Here is a 24102-nt window from a genome sequence, read left to right on the forward strand (position 1 = left end):
ACAGCCATAATCTTTTTGTTATTGCATGCCTAAAATCACACGACATAAATCCCGATAATATGGCAACGGAAGGGAAATACAGAAGATTGAACTCTTTAACTGGTAAGAAAAACAGAATAGAAACGAAATATTCTATTTAGAAAGATTGACTATTTCTTAATATTGGGTTAAAACTTGAATAAATCCCTATAGCTGAAGCTTTCAGGCAGAACAAAGGAGGATGTATGAGAAAACGAAGAAACTGGTCAAAGCGTTTGCTGGCCGGAATGCTCAGTGCGGCGATGGTTGCACTGAACGTCTCGACGGCAACGCCCGCGTTTGCGGCGCTGTCTGCGGAAGAATTCCGGGAGGATGCGGAGCTCATCAACGATCTCGCGCTCCCGAAAGACGTGCGGCGGCAGTTGCAGGCAGGAGAGGCGGCAAGCCCTTCCGACGCAGGCGGAAAACAGGACCTGCTCGCAGGTTCGAAGCGCTGGGGCACGCCTTCGAATGCGACGAAGGTACTGCATACGCGTCTGGACGGCGTTGACATTGAGGTCAGCGCGCCGGCCGGTGTCTTACCGGAGGGTGCAAGCCTGAAGGCGAGAAATCTTACCGAAGCGGAAGAAAAAGAAGTGCTCGCAAAGATCAACGAGCACGCGGAGGCGTCGGGCAAGTCCGCAACGGCACAGTTCCTCTGCGACCTCACGGTTTTGAATGCCGCAGGCGAAGAAATTCAGCCGGACAACACGAAGGGCACGCTTGCGGTTTCCTTCCGCAATGTCACGATAGTCTCGGCGGCGAGTGCCGAGACGGGCGCAGCTGCGGATGAAGTCGAGCAGAACGCTGTCTCCGTGCTCCACATCGACGAGGCAAACGAGAAGGTCGATACCCTCCGCGCGGGCCTCAATGAGAATACGCCGGTTCTGCAGGCGGCAGCCGAGCACTTCTCGCCGTTCGCGGTCGTGAACTATACGCCGACCTCCGCGACCCCGTTGCCGCTCTCGGTCGCGTTTCAGCGCCTCGACTACGACGACGACAATCGTCTGGCCTACAAGTTAAAGGATGTGACGGTCACCGACACCCCGGGAACCGGCATCACCTCGATGAACTTCCAGGTCGATACGGGCAGCATTGAGCTCCTCAGCACGCCGACCGGTGTTCAGACCTTTACGGACATTCTGAGTGCGCATAAGTTCTACCAGATTATTTTCCCGACGGCGCTTACACCGGCGGATGCGCAGACTTTTATTGAGAATAACATTAAGTTCCATCTGCCGAGCGCAGGGGCTACGCAGCAGGTCAAGATTACGCTTGGAAACGGTGCAAATAACCTGCCGACCGGTGCGACCATCACCAAGGCAATTATTCCGAATCCGGTCGCGGGCGACGGCGCAGAGCATTATTATATGTATGTGGAACCCGTGGCCAATACGGAAATCAGCTGGGCAGAGAGCTATAATCTCGCGAAATCCTATAAGCTGAACGGTATGCAGGGCTATCTTGCGACCATTACGTCACAATCGGAAGATCGGACCCTTGACAATATTACAATGAAAGGCGCTTGGTCCGGCGGTGCGCGTCTCGAAGGTGTCAACGATGCGTCGAGCGTTCCGAACTGGTACGACAACAGTACGGCTGGCGTCACAGGCGTTTTCTCCAACCTGCTGCAGCATGGAAACACAGCGGGTGGTAGCTGGCATCAGTGGAGATGGCAGGACGGCCCGGAGACGAACACAGAATTTTATGAAGCCAACGGACGTGGTGCAATCAACGGAGCCTATACGAACTGGGGTCCCGGACAGCCGGACTCTGCGAACATGCCCGGAACAAGTTATAAAGAAGGTTTCATGCAGGTTCACCACGGTACCGGCACATGGAACGATTTGCCGAACCTGAATAACTGGCACCCGGCTATCTATGTTTTTGGTTTCTTTGTCGAGTTCAGTTCCTATAATCAGAACGCAACAACGGTGGATCAGTCGATTCCGCTTGTCACCAGCGATGTCGCCTATGTGGAAGTGGGCGGCCAGAGGCACTACTTCAGTAACCTCGATGACGCTATCGCATGGTCTAGCCAGAACGGCAATCCGGCGATTACGCTGACCAACAACACGGTTGTGACGCAGAACATCCCGGCGGGTGTCGTGATCAACACGAACGGCAAGACCCTCGGTGTTCCTGCGGGCAGCAATGTCACGAATAACGGCACCATCAATGTGACCGGCGGCAGCTCCTTCCTCGTGCAGGGCGCGAACGGCGGCTTCACCAATGCGGGCAGCGGTGCGGTCAATGTGCCGCTCACGATTACCGTGAAACCGCGCACCGTGACGGCGACCGAGACGCTCACCTGGGATCCCTCCCATGTGACGGCAACGGGCCTCATCGGCAACGACCGCGTGACGGGCGTCAGCGTGAACTTTGACAACAGCCAGCCGGTTGCGACCACGACGACGGACAATGCGACGCCGCTTGCGCCGACTACCTTTGATAACGGTGCTGCGGGCAGCGCTGCAATCGGTACCTATACGATTACCTATGTCCCGGGTCCCGTGACCAGAAACCCGCACCAGTACACGGTGAAGTTTGTCGCAAACGCACCGGCGGGACAGACCGCGACCGGCACCATGGCGGATCAGACCATTACCGGCAGCACGGGGACAGCAAACCTCACGAATCACTTTGCCGTGAACGGCTATACCTTTAACGGCTGGACCGGTTCGAACGGTCAGACCTATGCGGACGGAGCGACTCCGGCAAACCTCGTGACCACGAATAACGGCGTGATTACGATGACCGCAAACTGGACCGAAAACAACTACAACATTCAGTACACGACGAATGTGAACCCGGCGTCCCGCACCGCGGGCGCGGCGGTAAACCCGAACACCGTGACGAGCTATAAGGTCACGGATCCAAACGTCGCGATTCAGCCCATGACCTGGCCGGGCTACAACTTTGACGGCTGGTATGACAACCAGCTCTTCGCGGGCACCCCGGTTTCGACTCTGGTTACGAGTGCGGTTCCGGCGGGCGATAAGCACTACTATGCGAAGTGGACCGCAAAGAACTATAACCTAGCATATCACCTGAACGATTCCGCAGCTCAGCCGGCAAACAACCCGGATGCGGGCTTTACGACTTACACGGCAGAGTCTCCGGATCATACCTTCGGCACCCCGACCCGTCCGGGCTATACCTTCCTCGGCTGGTTTACGGATGCGGGTCTCACGACTGCGGCACCGGCAACGCTGCTGACTGCACAGGGCGACACGAACCCGACCGATCTCTTTGCGAAGTGGAGTGCACCGCTTCCGTATTCGATCACCTATGTGTTGAACGATACGACGCCGGCGGGCCACACGGCAAGCAATCCGGCGGCTAACCCGGGCGGCTTCGATGTGACGGATCCGAGCATTAACCTGCAGGCACCGACCCGCACGGGTTACACCTTCCTCGGCTGGTATGCGGATGCGGGTCTCACGACTCCGATTTCTTCCATCAACCCGGCGACTGCGGTCAATTACACGGTCTACGCAAAGTGGAGCGCACCGAATGCCTACAACGTGCAGTGGACGCTGAACGACACGGTTCCGGCGGGTCTTACGGCGGTAAATCCGAACGCTTTGCTCACGAGCTACACGGTTGAAGACGCGGATTACACCCTGCGCCCGGCAACGCGCACCGGTTATACCTTTGAAAACTGGTATGACAATGCGGCGCTTACCGGCACGCCGGTCACGACGCTTCATACGATGGATGCGGAAGATAAGCACTACTACGCAAAGTGGGGCAATGCGCTGAGCTACCCGATCACCTATGTGATGAACGATTCGGCGACCAGCCCGGCAACTGCGGTCACCCCGAATTCCTACACGGTTGAGGATGCGGACTTTGCACTCGGCATTCCGACCCGTAACGGCGCGAGCTTCCAGGGTTGGTATGACAACGCAGCCCTTACCGGCACGCCGATCACGACCCTTCACACCGCGGATGCGGCGGCAAAGACCTACTATGCAAAGTGGCAGCTCAATAGCTATAGCATCAACTACAATCTGAACCCGGGCACGGGCATCGGCACCCCGACCAATCCGGCCTCCAATGTGCCGAGCTTTACGGTCGATGACGATGTGCAGCTTGCACCGCCGGTGCGCCGCGGTTACACGGGCAGCTGGAGCTTGAACGGACAGACCGTGACGAGCATTCCGGCAGGCACCACGGGCCAGCAGAACTTAACGGCAAACTGGACGCTCAATCATTACAACATCACTTACGACACCGGCGAGACGGCGAACAGCCCGGTTCAGGGACTCGGTACGCTTCCGACGAGCTATACGATTGAGGATGCAACGATTACGCTGCCCACCCCGAGCCGCATCGGTTACACCTTCAGCCACTGGGAGAAGGTGACGGCCCCGGGTGTCGCAGACAATCAGATTCTCTCCGGCAGCGACGGCGATGTCGCGTTCAAGGCAGTTTGGGAGCCGATTCGCTATCGCATCACCTACGATACGGCAGGCGGTGTGAACGACGCAGCAAACCCGACCACCTTTACGATTGAGGACGAGATTAACCCGAACGGCGCTGTGAAGCAGGGCGTTAAGTTCTGGACCTGGAAGGTTGTCGGCGGCAAGTTCTTAAACACCATTCCGGCAGGCACCACGCATGACGTTGCCCTGGTCGCTGTTTATCAGACGGACCGTGACGGCGAGAACGCCGTCGGCGGCAGCGGTGGCAGCGGCGGTGGCGGCGGTGGCGGCGGCAGCCGCAGCAGCGGACGCCGCGGCACGGTGACCCCGAACAATGTCGCGACGGGAACACCGAGCGCAACACAGCCGAACAACACGCAGCCGAATACGACCCCGAATCAGGGCGAGGACAAAAAGCCTGTTATCGAGCCGAGCCCGCAGAAGAATGCGGATACGCTTGACAAGGGCAACGCGCTGTCGCAGGACGGCGGCAAGAGAGCAACGAACCGCGGCACGGCGGTCGGCAGCAACAAGGACCGACTCCCGAAGACCGGTGAGGCGCCGTTTGCGCTGAACTTTGCGGGCACCGCGGCGGGCTTCCTGCTTGCGGCTTACGCGGTCTTAGGCAGAAGAAGAAAAGAGCGGTAAAGCATGTGACGCGGCTTTTCGTGAAGTGACAGAGAAGGACTGTGCGAAAGCACAGTCCTTTTTTGCGTTTGCTGGAGTTCGATACGGGCACGTGCTATAATGAAACGAACCATCGAAATTTATTTGAAGGAGTGCCCTGTGGATTTTGGAAGAAATTCCGTGGAGCGCGCGCTGAAAGACAGAGACGCGCACCGGAGCAAACTAAAAAATCTGATTGCCCTAACGGCAGCGCGCGTCTTGATTATGCTGCTGTTTTTGACCGCGGCGCTCGGCGCGGCCTTTGCGGCAGGCGCCCTTCGGGGGATTGTGGACTCCGCGCCGGAACTCAAGGCGGACAGCATCGCCCCCATGGGCTTTGCCACCTCGGTCTACGATGCGGACGGAAATCTGGTCGAAACCCTCGTCATGGCGGGGGCCAATCGGCAGGAGGCGACGTATGAGGAGCTTCCGAAGAACCTCGTGAATGCCTTTGTCGCGATTGAGGACGAGCGTTTCTGGAAGCACAACGGTGTCGACACGCGCTCCATTATGCGCGCCGTTGTGGGAGTGCTTCGCGGCACCTCGAGTTCGGGCGGCGGCTCCACCATCACCCAACAGCTCATTAAAAACAACCTTTTTAACGGCGGTCGGGAAAAGAGCTTCGGTGAGAAGTTGACCAGAAAAATTCAGGAGCAGTATCTGGCGCTCAAACTGGAGCAGATGATGAGCAAAGAAGAGATTCTGACCAACTACCTGAATACGATTAACCTCGGCAGCAATGCCCTCGGCGTCAAGGTGGCGGCGCGCCGTTACTTTAACAAAGAGGTTAAAGATCTTACCCTCTCCGAGTGCACTGTGCTGGCCGGCATCACCCAGAACCCCTCGCGCCTAAACCCCATCACGGGGCGGCAGGCAAACGAGGAGAAGCGGAAGGTGATACTCCGCTATATGCTGCGGCAGGGTTACATCACCAAGGAAGAGCAGGAGGAGGCGCTAGCGGACAATGTCTACGATCGCATTGAAAATGCCGACCTGGTTTCCAAGGAGAAGGCAACTCACACCTACAGCTACTTTACCGACGAGCTTGTGAGTCAGGTGCAGCAGGACCTCAAGGACAAGTTCGGCTATACGGATACCCAGGCCCATAATCTCTTGTACAGCGGCGGGCTCTCGATTTACACGACCCAGGATCCCGGCTTGCAGGCCATTGTGGACAGCGAGATCAACAATCCCGAGAACTACGCGGTCACCAAGTATGCGCTGGAATATCGCCTCTCGGTGAAGCGGGCAAGCGGTGAGGTGCAGAACTACAGTGAGAAGGATGTGCTCGCGAAGAAGGGCAAGGAGTTTGACGGCCTGTATCGCACGGATGCCGAGGCAAAGGCGGATGCCGAGGCCTTTAAGGCGAGTGTCGTGAATCCCGCGGACGATCAGATTATCGGTGAGAGCATGCACATCATCCTCGAGCCGCAGGATTCGTTCGTGCTCATGGAGCACAGCACGGGCAAGGTGAAAGCGCTCTCCGGCGGCCGCGGCGAAAAGACGGTCTCCCTCTCCTTAAACCGCGCGACCGATTCCTACCGTCAGCCGGGTTCCACCTTTAAGGTACTCGCGGCCTTTGCGCCGGCGCTCGATGCCTGCGGACAGACGCTCGGCTCGGTCTACTACGACGGCCCCTACGAGGCCAACAAGAAGCAGTTCCGGAACTGGTACGGAGACGATAATTATCTCGGCTGGTCCAGCATACGGGACGGCATCATGTACTCGATGAACATTGTCGCGGTGCGCTGCCTCATGGAGACGGTGAGCCCGCAGCTCGGCGCGGAGTACAGCAAGAAGTTCGGCATCACGAGCCTCACGGACTCGGACTACAACCCGGCCATGGCGCTCGGCGGTCTCACGAAGGGTGTCAACAATCTGGAACTCACCGCGGCCTTTGCCGCGATTGCGAACCAGGGTGTCTATACGAAACCCGTTTTCTACACGAAGATTGTGGATCACAACGGCAAGGTACTGCTCGAGAATAATCCGGAGCAGCGCCGCGTCATCAAGGACTCCACGGCCTTTCTGCTCACGGATGCCCTGCAGCAGTCCATGCTGCCGAACCGCAAGTTTGCAAGCAGCGGTGTCAACGTCAACACGACGAGTACGCGCGCCAAGCCGTCGAACATGAGCAGCGCGGGAAAGTCCGGCACCACGAGCAACAACGTGGACGTCTGGTTTGTGGGCTACACGCCGTACTATACGGCGGGCATTTGGGCCGGCTGCGATGAGAACCAGCCGCTCACGGACGGAAACGGCGGCAACTCCTTCCACAAGGATATTTGGCGCAAGATTATGGAGCGCATTCATCAGGATAAACCGGACCCGGGCTTTGCGATGCCGGACAGCATTGTGAGCGCGGAAATCTGCAGAAAGTCGGGGAAACTCCCGGTCAAGGGTATTTGCAGCCGGGATCCGCGCGGGGACGCGGTCTACACCGAATACTTTGCGCGCGGCACCATCCCGACCGAGATGTGCGATAAGCACACGACCATGACAGTCTGCTCGGTCACGGGACTGCTGCCGACCACGTACTGCCCGACCACGACACGCGTGGTCATGGTCGTGCCGGATTCGGAAGTCGAAACGGATGATTCGAGACTGACGCCCTACCAGCGCTGCAACATCCACACCTCGGCCGCAAGTCTCCTGCCCTCGCGCGGTGTAGGCGGAGAAGCAATCGGAATTCCGGGCATCAAACCCGGCGATAACGCGGCGGATGAAACGCAGAGTAAGGTGCAGCCGAAGAAAGAGACGAGCGCCGAGACCAAGAAGAAGGCGACCAAAGAGACCACGGCGCCGAAAAAGAAAAAGAAGCATTAAAAGGCGGAGCGGGGCGATGTGAAACGAAAAATTGTGCAGACATGTTCTGCACAATTTTTTTGGCGAAACTGTGACCTCACGGTGTTCCGTTCCGTCTGAATCAGTGTAGGCAGAGAAGAAGAGCCCGAGCGGGCGGAACAAGAAAGGATGCGAAAGAGATGAAAAAGAGAATGATGATAGCGGCTGTTATGATGGGTGTGATGCTCACGGCTTGCGGAAACGGAAATACACAGGCGAGTACGGTAGCAGCCGCGGAGAGCAGTGCGGAAACAGAGACGAGAGAGGGAGATGATATCCTGCTTGGCGGCTGGTTTGCAAATCAGGACAGTCTTCTGCCGGCGGACAATGCCGAGGCAATGAAGGCCTTTGATGCGGCCGTGGAGGGGATGACAGGCTATCGGTACGAGGTGCTTGCCGTGCTGGGCTCACAGCCGGTCGCGGGAACGAATTACGCCTATCTTTGCAAGGGAACGGTTGTAGCACCGGATGCCACACCCGCCTATCTTCTGGTGAATGTCTATGCGGATTTGGACGGCAAGGCAGAACTCCTCGGCACCAAGGAACTGCTGCCGGTTGCGGCCGCAAAGATGACGGCGGAGTGGAAGTACAACAGCGGCGACAGCGATCCGCAGGCAAATCCCGCAGTGACGGAAGTCTTTGAGGCGGCGCTCACCGGCAAAGTTGGCAGCGTCTATGAGCCGCTTGCATACATCGGCGGCGCGGGCGAGCCGGATGAATGCTATACCCTTCTCTGCGGCAATCGGGCCGTCCCGAATGCGGATAGAAGCTTTTGCCTTTTGACCGTACAGAAGAAGGCGGACGGCAGTGCCGAGGTGCTGGACACAGAGCCCCTGGCGCTCGGCACGGAGCTTCCGACTGCCCCCGAAGAGCAGAAGAACTAAGGAAGACGCATGGAAGACCGGGCGTTGGTCGCTCGCGACTTGGACAAGAGACGGCTACTCGTATTCCGTTGCGGCAGAGGCACATCCGCTGACGGAAGAAGCGATGCTGCAGCTTGTGAAGACCGTGCGCTGAGTGAGACAAAAGAGAGAGGCGGGGGCCTCTCTTTTTTATTCGGGGGAGTTCTATTCGGGAGAACAGGGAGAATGGGAGAAGGCGGGAAGGGGGACTGTGGGGAGAGGACGGTGACAGGGAAGAATTGTGTGCGTATAATAAGGATGAGTTGTCAGTAGTTGTTTCATAAGATGAATGTTAAAAAGAGAGAGTCTATGATAAAAAAATTGATAAAACGCAGACAGATGAGAATTGCGCCGGAACGTTTGATTCCCTTGAGCTTTTTGATCGCTATCTTCTTAGGAACCCTCCTTTTGATGCTTCCGTTTGCGACAGCGGAGGGAGAGAGCACAGGGATTTTGACAGCGCTGTTTACGGCAACGACATCTGTGTGTGTGACGGGGCTTGTGGTTGTGGACACATATGCGCACTGGAGCCTTTTCGGGCAGATGGTCATTCTGTTGCTGATACAAATCGGAGGACTCGGTGTCGTTGCGGTCGGGGCGTTGTTTATGTTGATGGGGAAAAAGAAATTTACGCTCGGAGATCGAAAACTGCTGGGTGGTGCGCTGAATATTGAGCGAAATAGGGGACACTTGGCATTCCTGTTGCGAGTATTTAAAGGGACTTTTTTGCTTGAAGGTATGGGCGCCTTATTCTATGCAAGCAGGTTTATACCGAGGTACGGTATTTTGAAAGGTTTGTGGGCAGCTTGTTTTCAGTCTGTTTCTGCATTTTGTAATGCGGGGATGGATGTCACAGGCCCAAACAGTATGATGGAGTTCAGGGATTCGCCTTTCCTCATGTTTACCACCATGCTACTCATTATTCTGGGTGGAATCGGCTTCGTTGTGTGGTTTGATGTAGTCGATGGCATCAAGCAGGGCTTCCGTCATCGTTTGGGACCGGTCACAACGGTGAGACGGTTTCCGGAGCATACGAAATTGGTACTTCTTGTCACCGCAATACTGATTATTACCGGTGCTGTCGGAATCATGGCGGCAGAATTTAACAATCCGGGAACCATCGGAGATATGAATTTGTGGGACAAATTCTGCAACAGCTTGTTTCAATCTGTAAGTTTCAGAACTGCGGGATTTGCGTCGGTACCGCAGGAAAAACTGACAGAGATTTCTTGTTTGATAGGATACGTTTTAATGTTTATCGGAGGTTCTCCGATAGGAACCGCAGGCGGCATCAAGACGGTTACTGCTTTTCTGGTTTTCATGAATGCGTACTCCTATATTAACGGAAGAAAAGAGACAGTGATTTTTCATAGAAGCGTATCGGCCGAGATGATGAGAAAAGCCGCGGCCATTGTAGCGGTCAGCGCTTCGGTCTTATTCACGATGACCGTGCTTCTGATGGCAGTTGAGAATATCGAATTGACGGATGCCTGCTACGAGATTACAAGTGCACTTGGTACAGTTGGATTGTCAAGAGCGCTTACACCGAAGCTTGACGCGCTCGGAAGAATTGTGGTCATTGTATCGATGTATCTCGGTAGAATCGGACCGATTTCAATGGCATGTTTCTTTGCAGGCGATGTAACATCTCAGAACAAAATCAGACATTCCAAAGGATCGTTTTACGTGGGATAAGGGGGATTTAGATTATGAAAAAGTCGATTGCAGTACTGGGTTTGGGCAAGTATGGCAGAAGTCTTGCCGAGAATCTCTATCTTATGGGGGCGGATGTTCTGGCCGTGGATAGCGATGAAAAGGTAGTGAATGATTTTTCGGGGAAATGCACGTCTGTTGTACAGGCAAACATGGAGAACGAAGAAGAAGTTGCGGCGCTTGGCTTGAAGAATATGGACATTGTCGTTTCATGTACGGGAACAAATATCGCTGCAGCCATTATGTCGGTTGCGGTTGCAAAGGAGCAGGGGGTTCCTCTCATCGTTGCAAAGGCATCAACCGACAGAACAGCTTCGATTCTTCGTAAAATCGGTGTGGATAAGATTCTTGATCCGGAGGGAGAGGGAGGTATGCGGTCGGCAAGAATTTTGCTTTCATCCTCTTTCAAGGATTTTTGGGAAATTGATGACAACTTGTATGTGGTAGAACTAAATGTGCGGGAAGAGTGGATTGGCAAAACGCTGATAGAACTTCAACTCCGGAAAAAACACATGATGAATGTGGTTGCACTGAAAGGAAAAGGGAAAAACTGGAGGTTCGGTAATCCCGAAGAGCAGCTGAAAGAAGATGAGATATTGCTGGTTGCAATGGAGAAAAAGGATCTCAGAAAGTGGCAGTAAGGAAATACGGACGATTTGCGTCGTGAAAACTGTGTCTTGTTGCAAATGCGGATTGGGCAGAATTTGCACGCCGGAAAATCTGTTGCCAGAGGATAAAATACCTGAGACGATGAAGGAACTTCGGTAAATACAGGGCAGAAAACGAGCAGAAGAAGGGGGCGATATGGCAAAACAAGCGAACTATCTTCGACATATGGCGCCGCACTTAAAAGAAAGATACGGAGCGGAAAAAGCACAGGATATCCTGAAAAAGGCGCAGAAGCGCTATGAAGTTCTTCTTGCGGAAAACAAGGACGACCCACCGGCGTACTCCGGGCAGAAGCGGGAGCGCATTTATCCGTCCATCGCCTTGTTCCATGCCTTAGCGGATGCGGGGATGGAGCGCGAGGAAGCCGCAGCGTTTGTGACGGGGTACTACCGCAGGCTTGCCGAGCGTGCGGCGCCCGTCATCCGAACGGTATTGAAGATTCCGGGCCTATACAGACTGGTTCCGAAACTGTTCTTTGATACGGCGCTGAAACACTGTGTCCCCGAAGCGGGGTTTTTAACCGAGAACCGATTTTTATCGAAGACCGAGATGCGCTTCGATATGGTGAAATGTCCTTACCAAGACTGCTGTGTGCGCTACGGCTGCCCGGAGCTTGTGAAGGGCTTTTGCGACACGGACGATATCTGCTACGGGAATATGCACCCCAGGCTCTTGTGGGGCAGAACCAAGACCATAGGACATGGGGATGCGCTGTGCGATTTCAGCTTGCGCATCACGGAAGAGCGGTGAGCGATGTCATCCGCGCCCTTTTCCCTTTCCGCTTGCCATACATCGCAAAGCATAGTAAAATAGTACATTGCGTTTTGAAATGCTCAGCCAGAAAGAGAGAGGAATTTTTCAATGAGAAGTACGAGAACGGATGTGAGAAACGTCGCAATCATCGCCCACGTTGACCACGGCAAGACCACGCTCGTGGACCAGCTGCTGCGGCAGAGCGGCGTGTTCCGCGCCAATCAGGAGGTTGTGGATCGCGTCATGGATTCCAACGATATTGAGAGAGAGCGCGGCATCACGATTCTCTCCAAGAATACAGCGGTAAACTATGACGGCGTTAAGATTAACATCATCGACACCCCGGGACACGCGGATTTCGGCGGCGAGGTGGAGCGTGTCTTAAAGATGGTGAACGGCGTGGTCCTTGTGGTCGATGCCTTTGAGGGCACCATGCCGCAGACGCGTTTTGTGCTGAAGAAGGCGTTAGAGCTTTCGCTGGATGTCGTGGTCTGCGTGAACAAGTGCGACCGCGCAGAGGCGCGTCCGGACGAGGTTGTGGATGAGGTGCTTGAGCTCCTCATGGATCTCGATGCGAGCGAGCAGCAGCTCGAGTGTCCGTTTATCTTTGCTTCCGCGCGCAGCGGTTGGGCAAAGAATTCGTTGGACAGCGACAATGCGGATATGAAGCCGCTGTTTGAGGCCATCATCAACCACATCCCGGCACCGGAGGGCGATCCGGAGGCACCGACCCAGATTCTGATCAGCACGATCGACTACAACGAGTATGTGGGCCGCATCGGCGTGGGCAAGGTGGACAACGGTTCGATTCGCGTGAACCAGGAAGTTGCGTTGGTGAACCACCATGAGCCGGATAAGCTGCGCCGCGTGAAGATCGGTAAGCTCTACGAGTACGAGGGCTTAAACCGCGTCGAAGTGAAAGAAGCGGAGTTCGGTTCGATCGTCGCGATCTCGGGCATCTCCGACCTGCACATCGGAGACACGATTACGAGTCCCGAATCTCCGGAGTCCATTCCGTTCCAGAAGATTTCCGAGCCGACCATCTCGATGAACTTCATGGTCAACGACAGCCCGCTTGCGGGCCAGGAGGGACAGTACATCACCTCCCGTCACCTGCGCGAACGTCTGTTCCGCGAGCTGAACACCGATGTCTCGCTTCGCGTCGAGGAGCTCACGCCGGACTGCTTCAAGGTGAGCGGCCGCGGTGAGCTGCATCTCTCGGTCTTAATTGAGAACATGCGCCGCGAGGGCTTTGAGTTCGCAGTTTCGAAGGCAGAGGTCATCTATCACTTCGATGAGCGCGACAAGAGACTGGAGCCTATGGAGATTGCCTTTGTCGACGTCCCGGATGAGTTTACCGGCGCGGTCATCCAGAAGCTGACCTCCAGAAAGGGTGAGCTGATCGGCATGACGCCGATTCACGGCAACTATACCCGCCTTGAGTTTAACATTCCGTCGCGCGGCTTAATCGGTTACCGCGGCGAGTTCATGACGGACACCAAGGGTAACGGTATCCTGAACACCGAGTTTGAGGGCTACGGTCCCTATAAGGGCGATATGTTCTACCGCAAGGCGGGCTCCATCATTGCGTACGAGAGCGGTGAGGCGGTTGCCTACGGACTTTTCCAGGCGCAGGAGAGAGGTCAGCTCTTTATCGGCGCGGGCGTCAAGGTCTACGCAGGTATGATTATCGGTCAGAGCGGCAAGTCCGAGGACGTCGAGGTCAATGTCTGCAAGACGAAGAAGCTCACCAACACCCGTGCTTCCGGCTCGGACGATGCACTGAAGCTTGTCACGCCGAAGGTCATGAGCCTTGAGCAGTGCCTCGAATTCATCGATACGGATGAGCTCCTCGAGGTCACGCCGGAGAACCTCCGCATCCGAAAGAAGATTCTGGATCCGACGCTCCGTAAGCGCTCTATGATTAAGCAGAAGCAGAATTCGTAAGATAGAGAAAAGGCAGCGGCCGTAAGGTCGCTGTCTTTTTTGTGCTACTGCGTCTCATCAACGATGCGCCGGTTCCCGCTGTGATGAGGTCGCTTGCCAACCTGCGCGAAGTAAACTGCCGCCGATGAAAGATGGTGTCAGGTCTGATGCGCGAGAATCCATTCCAGTAAATCTTCGAAGGATAATTGTCCGGCAGCAACGGAGAGAAAGGTATCCGAAAGCTCCTTCTGCGTATACGTGATGGTAATCTGATTCAAAGCGGGGAATACGAGCATGGCATGTGCGCCAATACGTTTATTTCCATCGATAAAGGCATGATTTTGTGTGAGACCGATGCCTAGCTGTGCTGCTTTTTGGTTAAATAAATCATTTTGCCAGCTCTTGGTAGGCAGAGCGGTTTTGTGAGATGAGGCGACTCGAAACTGCAAGGATATCCTCATCGGAAGCGGTTTGTGCCTGTTCTGCCTGACGGAATTCAACGGGCAGATAGCGGGGGGCATTGTTTTTTTTGTTGTCGGTATTGGTATTCATAAGACAGTTTCTTTCCTTAGAATAGGATAAATAAAACCTATTTTGCTTCCGGAAAGCGCAATTCACCCCTATCCCTTAAGTCTCGCCTCTATCGCCTCGTTCACTATGCGGAGCGCCTGAATCCGGGCAAAGTACTTGTCGTTTCCGGCGAGTATGTGCCAGGGCGCGGTTTCGGTCGAGGTGTAGCGGAGCATATCGTTGACCGCGGTCTCGTAGAGCGCCCACTTTTCGCGGTTTCGCCAGTCCTCGGCGGTGATTTTCCACTGCTTTTCGGGCGTGCGCTCTCTGGCGCGGAAGCGCTTCAGCTGTTCGTCCTTGCTGATGTGGATCCAGAATTTGACCACGAGGGTGCCGCTCGCTGCGAGGTAGGACTCAAAGTCATTGATTTCCCCGTAGGCGCGCTTCCAATCCGCCTCACTGCAAAAGCCCTCAATCCGCTCGACGAGAACGCGCCCGTACCAGGTCCGGTCAAAGATGGCAATGTGGCCGCTCTTCGGGAGTCGGGCATAGAAGCGCCAGAGGAAGTGGCGCTTTTTCTCTTCCGGAGTCGGGCTCGCAATGGGGAGCGCCGCGTAGCCGCGGGCATCGAGCGGGGAGGAGAGGCGCTTAATACAGCCGCCCTTCCCGGCCGCATCCCAGCCCTCAAAACCGACAACCAGAGGAATACGCTTTAAGTAGAGGAGATTTTGGTTCTTCGCGAGACGTGCCTTTTCTTCTTTGAGGCATTTTTTGTATTCCTCTCTCGTGAGGGACTGCGTTAAGTCGACATCCGAAAGGGAAAGCGGTTTCGCGGAGGCGGGCAGAGGCAGAGAGACGTCTTCGGATTCTCCGTTGCGCCGTGCCTCAAGCCGTGCGTGTACGGCATCGATTACCGTGCGGAACACCTGAACCGTCGCGGCGCGACTGTCCATGCCGGAGACCAAAGTCCAGGGCGCTTCGGCGGACTGTGTTTTTTCTATCATGCGGTCAAAGGCGCGGTAGTAGTCCTCATAGTGCGCGAGCTGCTTCCGGTCGGATTTCACGACGCGGAAGGCGGTCTCCGGGTTGTCGGCCAGCTCCTTTAAGCGTGTCTTCATCTCCCGCTCGGAGATGTGGAGGAAAAACTTTAAAATCAGATAGCCGTTATCCGTGAGCGTCTTTTCAAAGCGGCGGATGTCGGCGAGCCGGGTTTCCACGCAGCGCGGAGTAAGCTTCTCCGCAATCGCGCGAACCGAGACCTCCTGATACCAGGAGCGGTCCATAATCGAAAACATGCCCTCCTCCGGGATGGTGAGCCAGTGGCGGCGGAGGTAGGGATAGCGCTGCTCGAGTTCGGTCGGCGCCTGGGTGTTCACGACCTTGAACCAGCGGGGATCCAGATTTTTGATGAGACGCCCTATCATCTTGCCCTTTCCGGCTGCGGACCAGCCCTCGAAGAGGATGATGACCGGGAGTCCGGCGCTGCGCAGCGGCGCATCCAGGGCGGCAAGCTGCTGTTTCAGCGCGGGCATCACAGCCTCATAGTCGGCTTTCTCGAGTTTCGTTTTGAGATTTACTTCTTCCAACATGGCAGAGCCCTCACTTTCTAAGAAAAGTGTAGCACAGATTTTGCGTCTGTCCATTGTCTTGCGTCTTTTCGGGAACTTCGCTACAATGGTGGGCATGTAAAAATGAGGGAGTGTTGCATGAGAGAACTTATCTTTTCGCTCGCGCCGATGGAGGGCATCACGGGCTATGTATATCGAAATGCGCTGAAGCGCTGCTACGGGGGCGTTGCGCGCTTTTACTCGCCCTTCATCTCGCCGGGGCATGCGGGTGCGGGTATCACGAAGCGCGACCGGCGCGATATTCTGCCGGAGAACAATGCGGGCGTGCCGCTGATCCCGCAGCTACTCACGAACAACGCGGAGGATTTTCTCTTTGCCGCGGAAATTCTGAGAGACTACGGCTACAAAGAGCTTAATCTGAACCTCGGCTGCCCCTCGGGGACGGTCACGGCAAAGAAAAAGGGCTCGGGCTTTCTTTCGGAGCTCACGGCGCTCAGGCACTTTTTTGAAGAGGTTTTTCGCAACTTGCCTGCGGATACGAAGCTCGGCGTGAAGACGAGACTCGGGGTAAAGGACCCAGCGGAGTTTCCGGAGATACTCAAAATCTACAACGACTTTCCGCTCTCGGAACTCATAGTCCACCCGCGGATTCAGAAGGAGTTTTACCGGGGAACGGTTCACCTCGATATGTTCGCTCTGGCCGCGGAGGGGGCAAAGATGCCGCTCGGCTATAACGGAGATCTGATCGACGAAGAGGATATAGACCGCATCCTGGAGCGTTTTCCTGCGGTCTCTCATATCATGCTCGGGCGGGGACTGTTGCGAGACCCCATGCTTCCGGCGCGCTATTTGAGACGCCTTCGCGGTGCGGCAGCGCTCTCCGCAGAAGAAGAGAAGCAGCAGCGCCATGCCTTCCACGCGGCGCTCCTTCAGGGCTACCGGGAGAGTTTTCTCTATGAGAATGCGACGCTCTGCCGCATGAAGGAGGTCTGGGACTATCTGGGACTTGCCTTTCCGGAACAGGAGAGAGCGGTGCGGGAACTCAAAAAGAGCAAGACCCTCGGCGAGTACGAGCTCCGGGCGGAGCAGCTGCTCACACTCTGAGCGGAAAAGAGCGGAAATGCTGAATTCAAAAAGACGATATTTCGATAAGACGAAAAATCGAAACGATGAAACTCGAAAAAACGCGATCGAAACGGCATAAATTGGGATAACAAAGCAGATACAAAAAATCCGCAGACAGTCGACTGTCTGCGGATTTTTTTGTCTTCCGTTGGCCTTGTATACGGATGCAGGCCCGAAAGGCCGCGGTCTTTGCGCGTTACAGCAGGGTGATGTTGTGGGCCGCGCAGGTCTCGATCATCTCCTCTGGCCATATGCTGGCCTGCACTTCACCGATGTGCGCTCTGCCGAGTAAGAGCATGCAGAGACGGCTCTGGCCGATACCGCCGCCTATGGTATAGGGGAGTTCGCCGTTTAAGAGCGCCTTGTGATAGGGAAGTTCACGGCGGTTCTCGCAACCCGCGAGTTTCAGCTGAGCATCCAGGCTCTCCGGGGATACGCGTATGCCCATGCTCGAAAGTTCGAGCGCGCACTGCAAGGGCTCAAACCAGCAGAGAATGTCGCCGTTCAAGCTCCAGTCATCGTAGTCCGGCGCACGGAGATCGTGCGGCTCGCCGTTCGAGAGTGCCGCACCGATTTGCTCCACGAAAACCGCGCCGCACTCACGCGCAATCGCATTTTCGCGCTCCTTCGGGCTGAGTGTCGGGTAGCGCTTCAGAAGTTCTTCCGAAGTGATGAAGGTGATTTCCCGCGGGAGACGGTAGCAGGCATCCGGGTACTTATACCAGACCTCATGCTGCATGTGCTTGATGATGGTGTAGATGCGCTGAACGGTGTCCTCGAGCACCTCAAGGCTTCGGTCTTCCTTCCTAAGTACGCGCTCCCAGTCCCACTGGTCCACATAGAAGGAGTGGAGATTATCCGGCGTCTCGTCGCGGCGGATTGCGTTCATATTGGTGTAGAGGCCTTCGCCCGGCTTAAAGTGATAGCGCTTTAAGGCAAGGCGCTTCCACTTTGCGAGGGACTGCACGACTTCAATGTTCTCGCCCGGCAGAGTAAGCAGGTCAAAGTTTACCGGCCGCTCCACGCCGTTTAAGTTGTCGTTTAATCCGCTCTTCTCGGTCACAAAGAGGGGCGCGGAGACGCGCTCCAAATTCATCTGGCGGCCGAACTCCTTCTGAAACAAATCGCGAATAAACTTAATTGCCTCCTGGGTTTCACGGACAGAGAGCACGGGATCGTAGTGCTCCGGAATGACCAGTGCCATGGTTTGCCTCCATTCTGCTGAGCGTAATAAAAATTTCGTATCAGCATAGCACGCGTGAAAGAAGGGTGCAAGGTTTTTTCAGCTTCAGCTTCCAAATTCGGGGGGAGGATGCTAGAATGAAGGATAAAGATTTCATTAAGGCGGAGGTAAGGCGAAGACAGGGCGATGGAACAGAAACAAAAGAAAATACTGGGTGGCGCTGCGGTAGCTCTCTGTGCTTGTTACTTGGGCGGCGCTGCTTTTTTTGCGGGGCACACCTACCCCAATACGACGGTGGACGGGAAGGATGCTTCTCTGCTCTCCTATACGAGAGCGCAGGCGTTAATCACTGCGGCGGCGACCGAGGGCTCTCTCGGGATTCGCGTCAAGGACTTGAGTTATTCCTTGCACCGGAAGGATGTGCTCGGGGTCGAGAGTCGGGACAACTGGAAAGAAGCGCTCTCGGAGGGAAGCTCGTTTGCCTGGCCGCTTGCGCTGTTCCGAAGACACGAACTTTTGAGCAAGCGCACGCTGGATGTGCACCGCGAGGAAGTTGAAAAACACTTGGAGGAGCAGGGGCTTTTCGAACTCTCCCTCCCCGCGAAGGATGCAACGCTCTCGGAGTTTTCGGAGGATGCCGGCTATTCGATTGTCCCGGCGGAGACCGGTTGGAGCGCAAACAAAGACGAGATTCTGAATCTTGTGGAGCAGGCGCTGGTTTCGGACCGGACGGAACTGGATCTCACCGACACCTTTGCGGTGCAGCCCGCGGTACAGACGGACGATGCGGCACTCACCGAGAAGATGAACGCGAGAAATCTGCTGGTGCGGCACAATTTCACCTTTTTCATCGGTCCGGTGACCCAGCAGCTTGACAGCGCGACCTTGAACAGCTGGCTCGTTGAGACGCGCGAGGGCGCGACCGGACTGGATTACGCTTCGATTGAGGCCTATGTGAACGGCCTGCAGGATCGCTTCACTCCCTCACTCGCAAGCCTGTCCGCGGAAAACGGCGGCGAGAATTATATCGTGGACAGCGAGCTCACCATGCAGATTCTCTGCAACAAGCTCGGCATTAATCGCCCGGCCCGGGAGACCGACGCACAGCGGAGAACGCGCGAGGCGGCGAACGCCAAGATTTTGAAACAGGCAAAGCGCGCGGCAAAGCGTGAGAAGAACAAGGAAAAGGCGGAGCAGATTTTACGGGAAGCCGAGGCAAAGCAGACGCCCGCCCCCGAGTTGATTGCGACCCTGAAGTCCGAGGAAGAGAGAGCGGCGGATGCCGAGAACCCGATTTTGATTGCGAAACTGCGGGACGGCATTTTTATCGAGAACTTGCCGGATGAAGCTGCGGCGGAGCCGGACCTCGCAACGCCCTCCGAGACGGTGCGTGTCGAAACGGTCGGCAGCGATACGATTACCATAGGTGCCGCACCGGCGGAAAGCGAAACCGTTGAGAGTTTGAACCCCGAGGGCCAGTCATCCGAGGCGGCGGAGAGCACAGAGCCGAGCCGCGAGGCGCCGAAGTCCTTAAACGGCGAAGTCGTGATGGCAAAGGATGATATTTTCGTTCCGGTGCTCGCGGCAGACCCCGAGTTCCAGCTGGGACACGGCCTGACCTACATCGACATCAGCATCGAAAAGCAGAGAGTTATCCTCTTTGAAAACGGCAGAAAGGTCATGGAGAGCGCCTGTGTGACGGGAACGCCGAACCGCGAGCGCGCAACCCACTACGGCAGCTTCCGCATCAACTATAAGCAGCGCAATCGCATCCTCCGCGGCTCGCAGAAGCTCTACGAGGCCTTTGTCAGCTACTGGATGCCGTTTGACGGCGGCATCGGCCTGCACGATGCGACCTGGCGCGGAAGTTTCGGCGGGAACATCTACAAGTCGAACGGCAGCCACGGTTGTATCAACCTGCCGCCGGCCTTTGCAAAGCAGCTCTATGAGCGCGTCACGGTCGGCATGCCGGTCTACGTGCACTGAGACTGACTTGACAGTCGGAATGCGGCAAACTAGAATAAAACAGAACAGAAACGAGACGGGGTGCTGCGCGCAGCTGAGACCGGGAAACCGGAACCCGAACACCTGATTTGGGTAATGCCAACGTAGGAATCTCACAGACAGACAGAGATGCCGAGAGGCAGCTCTGTCTTTTTTTACGGGAGAAGCGATATGGAGCGAAAAACAGCGCTTACGGTCGCCGGCAGCGATTCGAGCGGCGGCGCGGGCATACAGGCGGATTTAAAGACCTTCCTTGCTCTGGGGGTCTACGGGATGAGTGCGGTCACGGCGCTGACCGCGCAGAATACCTGCGGGGTCACGGCGATTATGACCGTGACGCCGGAATTTCTCGCGGCGCAATTGGATGCGGTCTACGAGGACATTCCGCCGGAGGCGATCAAGGTCGGTATGTGTGCGAGCGAGGCGCTGATACGCACCATGGCGGAGCGCTTCCGCTTTTACAAAAGCGAGCGCTTGGTGGTGGATCCGGTCATGGTCGCGACCAGCGGCGCGCGACTCATTGAGGAGACGGCGGTACAGGCGCTCACGGAAGAACTGTTTCCGCTCGCAAGTTTGATTACGCCGAATTTACCGGAGGCAGAGCTGCTGCTCGGTGCGCCGATTCACGGCGCGGCGGCCATGGAGAAGGCCGCGAAGGAACTGTGGTCGCGCTACGGCGCCCCGGTCTTATTAAAGGGCGGGCACGATGAAACGCGTGCGGACGACTATCTCTATCGCGGAGCCGAGGGCGGAGAGTGGCTCTTCGGCGAGCGCATTGCGACCGAGAACACCCACGGGACCGGCTGCACTATGAGCAGCGCAATCGCGGCGAATCTCGCAAAGGGTGCTGCGCTCGGAGAGGCGGTGATACGCGCGAAGGCCTATGTGCGCGGCGCGCTGCTTTCCGGGCTCTCGCTCGGAAAGGGCAGCGGGCCCCTGGATCACGGTTGGAATCTTGAGGAGAAGCAATGACGGCACTGGAATTTTCGGAGGTCCGCTTCCGCTATACGGCAGAGAGCCCCCTTCTTTTGGACGGACTTTCCTTTCGTGTGGAAGCGGGAGAATTTGTCTCGATACTCGGCCCGAGCGGCGCGGGCAAGAGCAGCCTGTTTCGTCTGATGAACGGCCTGCTCGCGCCGGAGAGCGGCAGCATATCGGTGGGCGGTTTGCCTGTTTCGGAAAAGAGGCGCTGCTGCGGCTACATGCCCCAACAAGATCTCCTCTTCCCCTGGCGAACGGTTGCGGAAAATGTGGGCTTGCCGCTGGAACTCGGAGAACGTCCCGCCGGTGTCACGGAGCGGAAAGAGAGAGTTAAGGAAGTACTGGCGGCGGTGGGCCTCGGAGACTGGGCGGAAAAGAGTCCGCTTGCGCTCTCCGGCGGTATGCGACAGCGGGCGGCTTTTGCGCGCACCCTGCTCACCGGCGCGGAACTCCTCTTACTCGATGAGCCCTTTTCTGCGCTCGACTATATGACGAGGCTCTCCATGCGGGAATGGCTCCTTGAGCGCTGGCAGCAGGAGAAACGCACCATACTTTTTGTGACCCACGATGTCGAAGAGGCCGTCTTTCTTTCGGAGCGCATTCTGGTGATTGCCGAGCAGCCGGTGCGGCACTTGCGTGAATTCCGTGTGCCGCTTTCCTATCCGCGGAGTGTCGAGAGTCTCGGCGAGCCGGGGGCGCTTACATTAAAGCGGGAGTTAATAGAACTCCTGTCGCGGGAGATGCGGGCATGAGAGAAGAAAAATTTTCGGGGCGACTTCCGTCCCTCCTCACCATGGCGGGCTTTTTCCTTCTCTGGGAAGTGCTCGCACGGCGCATGAATGCCGCCTATATTTTGCCTTCGCCGACGCAGATTGTGCGGCGCATCTATGAGCTCAGGACGCCGCTCTTTCTGGTGCATTTGCCTGCGACCATGGCGGTCGTGGCGCTCTCGCTCACCATCTCCGCGGCGCTCGGCGTGTTTCTCGCAGTTCTCATGGACCAAAGCCGAACCGCGGAGCGGGCGCTCTATCCGCTCCTCGTCGCCTCGCAGACCATACCGACCACCGCGCTCGCGCCGCTCTTTGTGCTCTGGCTCGGCTACGGGATTTGGAGTAAGGTACTCGCGGCGGTGCTCATGACCTTTTTCCCGATTGCGGTCACGCTCTCGGACGGCTTTCGGGCCATACCGCCGGAGATGACGGAGCTCATGCAGATCCTCGGGGCCTCGCGCCGTCAGCTCTTTTGGAAACTCAAGCTACCGGCGGTGCTGCCGTACTTTTTTACGGCAATACGAATGGCAATCCCGCTCTCGGTGATTGGCGCGGCCATCGGCGAATGGCTCGGCGCGCAGGCGGGGCTCGGCTATTTTTCGCGTCGCATGATGACACAGTTGGACGGCGCCGGCGTCTTTGCGCCGATTGTGCTCTTAAGTCTCGCGGCCATGCTTTTAACGGAGCTCGCAAAGCGCATCGAGACGAGGGCGCTCCGTTTCCGTAACAACCGAGAGACAGAACAGGAAGTAAAACAAAGGAGGAAGGACAGATGAAGAAGGGATTCGGAAAGAGGATTTTGGCGGCCGCTTCGGCGCTGGTGCTTACGGCTTCGCTTGCGGCCTGCGGTGCCAAGAAGAAGGAGGCGGGGTTGCGGGACGTAAACATTGTCCTCGACTGGTATCCGAATGCGATTCACGCCTTCATCTACGAGGCGATTGAGCGCGGTTACTACGCGGAGGAGGGACTCAATGTCCATGTGCAGTTCCCCTCGAACGAGAACGATGCAATTTCGCTCGTCTCTGCGGGGAAAGCGGAATTCGGTCTCTACTACCAGCAGGATATCATCCAAATGGTCGCGGACCAGGGCGTCAAGGTGAAGTCGCTCGGTGCGGTATGCCAGAGTCCGCTGAACATAGTCCTCTCGCTGAAGGATAAAAATATTCAAAGCCCGAAGGACCTCGAGGGCAAGACGGTCGGCTACGCGGGAACCCCGCTCTCCGAGGCCATGATCACGGTGCTCATGCGCAATGTCGGCGCGGATACGAGCGCCCTTACCTTAAAGAACGTGGGCTTTGACCTCATGAGCTCCATGACCACGGGGCAGGTGGATGCGACCATAGGCTGCCTTGTGAACCACGAAGTGCCGCAGCTCGAGGAAGAGGGCTTTGCGCTCAACTACTTCTCGCCGAGCGACTACGGCGTGCCGAACTACTATGAACTCTGCCTAATCACCAACGATAAGGTGTTGAAGGAGCAGCCGGAGCTCGCGGAGAAGTTTGTGCGCGCTTCGAAAAAGGGCTTTGAGGACTTTAAGAGCAATCCCGCATCCTCGGTGAAGCTGCTCCTCGAGAAGCAGAATGCCGAGAACTTCCCGCTCAGCGAGAGTGTTGAGCAAAAGAGCGCGGACGTTCTGCTTCCCAAAATGGAGACCGAGACGGCCCCCTTCCTCTCCCAGACCGAGAGCTCCTGGCAAGAGAACATAGACTGGATGAAGCAGGAGGGGCTCATTCAGAGAGCACCGGAACTCACGGAACTGCTTCCGGAAAGCAGCGGAAACTGAACTGCTTCCGCGGCCGCGCAAACCGGGCGAAAGTACTTGCGCCGCGGCGCAAAGAAGCGTAGAGATTGCGGTCGGAACGGGTTTCGAGCGCCGTGAAGAAACGGACGGATGGAGAAGGGCGAACAGTAGAAACAGAAAAACTATAATAAAAAGAACTATAAAAAAAGAGACAGCGCCCTGCGGCGCTGTCTCTTTTTTGCAACACCGGAAGTCGCGCAGCGCTCTTGCCGCACCGGGCGCCGCGTTGACTTCGTGTA

16 protein-coding genes and 1 riboswitch are annotated in these 24102 nt (G+C 56.4%); of the genes, 13 read left to right on the forward strand and 3 right to left on the reverse strand.

Annotated features, from left to right (window positions below; genetic code table 11):
• Positions 1-224 precede the first annotated feature (224 nt).
• The 7 genes from QU660_RS02355 (at position 225) to typA (ending at position 13942) form a co-directional block, all read left to right on the forward strand.
• Positions 225-5096, forward strand: a complete 4872-nt coding sequence (locus tag QU660_RS02355) for an InlB B-repeat-containing protein (protein WP_304946745.1) — start codon at positions 225-227, stop codon at positions 5094-5096.
• Positions 5097-5234: 138 nt separating this feature from the next.
• Complete coding sequence (locus QU660_RS02360) at positions 5235-7940, forward strand: transglycosylase domain-containing protein (RefSeq protein ID WP_304946746.1); 2706 nt, start codon at positions 5235-5237, stop codon at positions 7938-7940.
• A 158-nt stretch (positions 7941-8098) separates the two neighbouring features.
• Entirely contained in the window at positions 8099-8842 is a 744-nt protein-coding gene (locus QU660_RS02365; protein ID WP_304946747.1) for a hypothetical protein, read from the forward strand.
• 327 nt (positions 8843-9169) lie between these two features.
• Positions 9170-10555: a TrkH family potassium uptake protein gene (locus QU660_RS02370; RefSeq protein ID WP_304946748.1), complete on the forward strand. Its 1386-nt coding sequence runs from the start codon at positions 9170-9172 to the stop codon at positions 10553-10555.
• A 14-nt stretch (positions 10556-10569) separates the two neighbouring features.
• Positions 10570-11214 carry a potassium channel family protein gene (locus QU660_RS02375; RefSeq protein WP_304946749.1) on the forward strand — a complete coding sequence of 215 codons (645 nt, stop codon included), beginning with the start codon at positions 10570-10572 and terminating at the stop codon, positions 11212-11214.
• A 163-nt stretch (positions 11215-11377) separates the two neighbouring features.
• On the forward strand, positions 11378-11992 hold the full coding sequence (locus tag QU660_RS02380) for an L-2-amino-thiazoline-4-carboxylic acid hydrolase (RefSeq protein ID WP_304946750.1): 615 nt from the start codon (positions 11378-11380) through the stop codon (positions 11990-11992).
• Positions 11993-12103: 111 nt separating this feature from the next.
• A complete protein-coding gene (gene typA / locus QU660_RS02385) occupies positions 12104-13942 on the forward strand; it encodes a translational GTPase TypA (RefSeq protein WP_304946751.1) in 1839 nt (612 codons plus the stop codon).
• A gap of 137 nt (positions 13943-14079) precedes the next feature.
• Here typA and QU660_RS02390 read toward each other — a convergent pair whose 3' ends face one another.
• Together QU660_RS02390 and pap are read right to left on the reverse strand one after the other, a co-directional pair.
• Positions 14080-14370 (reverse strand): type II toxin-antitoxin system death-on-curing family toxin, encoded by a 291-nt coding sequence (locus QU660_RS02390; protein ID WP_304946752.1) that lies wholly within the window; start codon positions 14368-14370, stop codon positions 14080-14082.
• 171 nt (positions 14371-14541) lie between these two features.
• Positions 14542-16020, reverse strand: a complete 1479-nt coding sequence (pap, locus tag QU660_RS02400; protein WP_304946753.1) for a polyphosphate:AMP phosphotransferase — start codon at positions 16018-16020, stop codon at positions 14542-14544.
• A gap of 117 nt (positions 16021-16137) precedes the next feature.
• On the opposite strand from pap, the gene QU660_RS02405 reads away from it, so the two are divergent.
• Positions 16138-17103: a tRNA dihydrouridine synthase gene (locus tag QU660_RS02405; protein ID WP_304946754.1), complete on the forward strand. Its 966-nt coding sequence runs from the start codon at positions 16138-16140 to the stop codon at positions 17101-17103.
• Positions 17104-17320: 217 nt separating this feature from the next.
• Here the strand turns inward: QU660_RS02405 and asnA are convergent, their stop codons facing one another.
• The gene (gene asnA / locus QU660_RS02410; protein WP_304946755.1) at positions 17321-18328 is read right to left on the reverse strand and encodes an aspartate--ammonia ligase; all 1008 of its coding nucleotides are present in this window, start codon (positions 18326-18328) and stop codon (positions 17321-17323) included.
• 165 nt (positions 18329-18493) lie between these two features.
• On the opposite strand from asnA, the gene QU660_RS02415 reads away from it, so the two are divergent.
• The 5 genes from QU660_RS02415 (at position 18494) to QU660_RS02435 (ending at position 23845) form a co-directional block, all read left to right on the forward strand.
• Positions 18494-20293: a L,D-transpeptidase gene (locus tag QU660_RS02415; protein WP_304946756.1), complete on the forward strand. Its 1800-nt coding sequence runs from the start codon at positions 18494-18496 to the stop codon at positions 20291-20293.
• A gap of 46 nt (positions 20294-20339) precedes the next feature.
• Positions 20340-20439: riboswitch (TPP riboswitch) on the forward strand.
• 43 nt (positions 20440-20482) lie between these two features.
• Positions 20483-21283, forward strand: coding sequence for a bifunctional hydroxymethylpyrimidine kinase/phosphomethylpyrimidine kinase (gene thiD, locus QU660_RS02420; RefSeq protein WP_304946757.1), 801 nt, complete (start codon positions 20483-20485; stop codon positions 21281-21283).
• Positions 21280-22044 carry an ABC transporter ATP-binding protein gene (locus QU660_RS02425; RefSeq protein ID WP_304946758.1) on the forward strand — a complete coding sequence of 255 codons (765 nt, stop codon included), beginning with the start codon at positions 21280-21282 and terminating at the stop codon, positions 22042-22044. The genes thiD and QU660_RS02425 overlap by 4 nt, the downstream gene beginning before the upstream one ends.
• Positions 22041-22838 carry an ABC transporter permease gene (locus QU660_RS02430; protein ID WP_304946759.1) on the forward strand — a complete coding sequence of 266 codons (798 nt, stop codon included), beginning with the start codon at positions 22041-22043 and terminating at the stop codon, positions 22836-22838. Before QU660_RS02425 ends, QU660_RS02430 begins: the two co-directional genes overlap by 4 nt.
• On the forward strand, positions 22835-23845 hold the full coding sequence (locus QU660_RS02435) for an ABC transporter substrate-binding protein (RefSeq protein ID WP_304946760.1): 1011 nt from the start codon (positions 22835-22837) through the stop codon (positions 23843-23845). Before QU660_RS02430 ends, QU660_RS02435 begins: the two co-directional genes overlap by 4 nt.
• The last annotated feature ends 257 nt before the right edge of the window (positions 23846-24102 follow it).

The sequence above is a fragment of the Stomatobaculum sp. F0698 genome (genome assembly GCF_030644385.1).
GTDB lineage: Bacteria > Bacillota > Clostridia > Lachnospirales > Lachnospiraceae > Moryella.

Coding starts and splice junctions, on each gene's coding strand:
- QU660_RS02370 (WP_304946748.1), top strand. CDS start 9,170: ATGATAAAAAAATTGATAAAACGCAGACAGATGAGAATTGCGCCGGAA.
- QU660_RS02425 (WP_304946758.1), top strand. CDS start 21,280: ATGACGGCACTGGAATTTTCGGAGGTCCGCTTCCGCTATACGGCAGAG.
- QU660_RS02405 (WP_304946754.1), top strand. CDS start 16,138: ATGAGAGAACTTATCTTTTCGCTCGCGCCGATGGAGGGCATCACGGGC.
- QU660_RS02355 (WP_304946745.1), top strand. CDS start 225: ATGAGAAAACGAAGAAACTGGTCAAAGCGTTTGCTGGCCGGAATGCTC.
- QU660_RS02375 (WP_304946749.1), top strand. CDS start 10,570: ATGAAAAAGTCGATTGCAGTACTGGGTTTGGGCAAGTATGGCAGAAGT.
- QU660_RS02380 (WP_304946750.1), top strand. CDS start 11,378: ATGGCAAAACAAGCGAACTATCTTCGACATATGGCGCCGCACTTAAAA.
- asnA (WP_304946755.1), bottom strand. CDS start 18,328: ATGGCACTGGTCATTCCGGAGCACTACGATCCCGTGCTCTCTGTCCGT.
- QU660_RS02430 (WP_304946759.1), top strand. CDS start 22,041: ATGAGAGAAGAAAAATTTTCGGGGCGACTTCCGTCCCTCCTCACCATG.
- QU660_RS02365 (WP_304946747.1), top strand. CDS start 8,099: ATGAAAAAGAGAATGATGATAGCGGCTGTTATGATGGGTGTGATGCTC.
- QU660_RS02435 (WP_304946760.1), top strand. CDS start 22,835: ATGAAGAAGGGATTCGGAAAGAGGATTTTGGCGGCCGCTTCGGCGCTG.
- typA (WP_304946751.1), top strand. CDS start 12,104: ATGAGAAGTACGAGAACGGATGTGAGAAACGTCGCAATCATCGCCCAC.
- QU660_RS02415 (WP_304946756.1), top strand. CDS start 18,494: ATGGAACAGAAACAAAAGAAAATACTGGGTGGCGCTGCGGTAGCTCTC.
- pap (WP_304946753.1), bottom strand. CDS start 16,020: ATGTTGGAAGAAGTAAATCTCAAAACGAAACTCGAGAAAGCCGACTAT.
- thiD (WP_304946757.1), top strand. CDS start 20,483: ATGGAGCGAAAAACAGCGCTTACGGTCGCCGGCAGCGATTCGAGCGGC.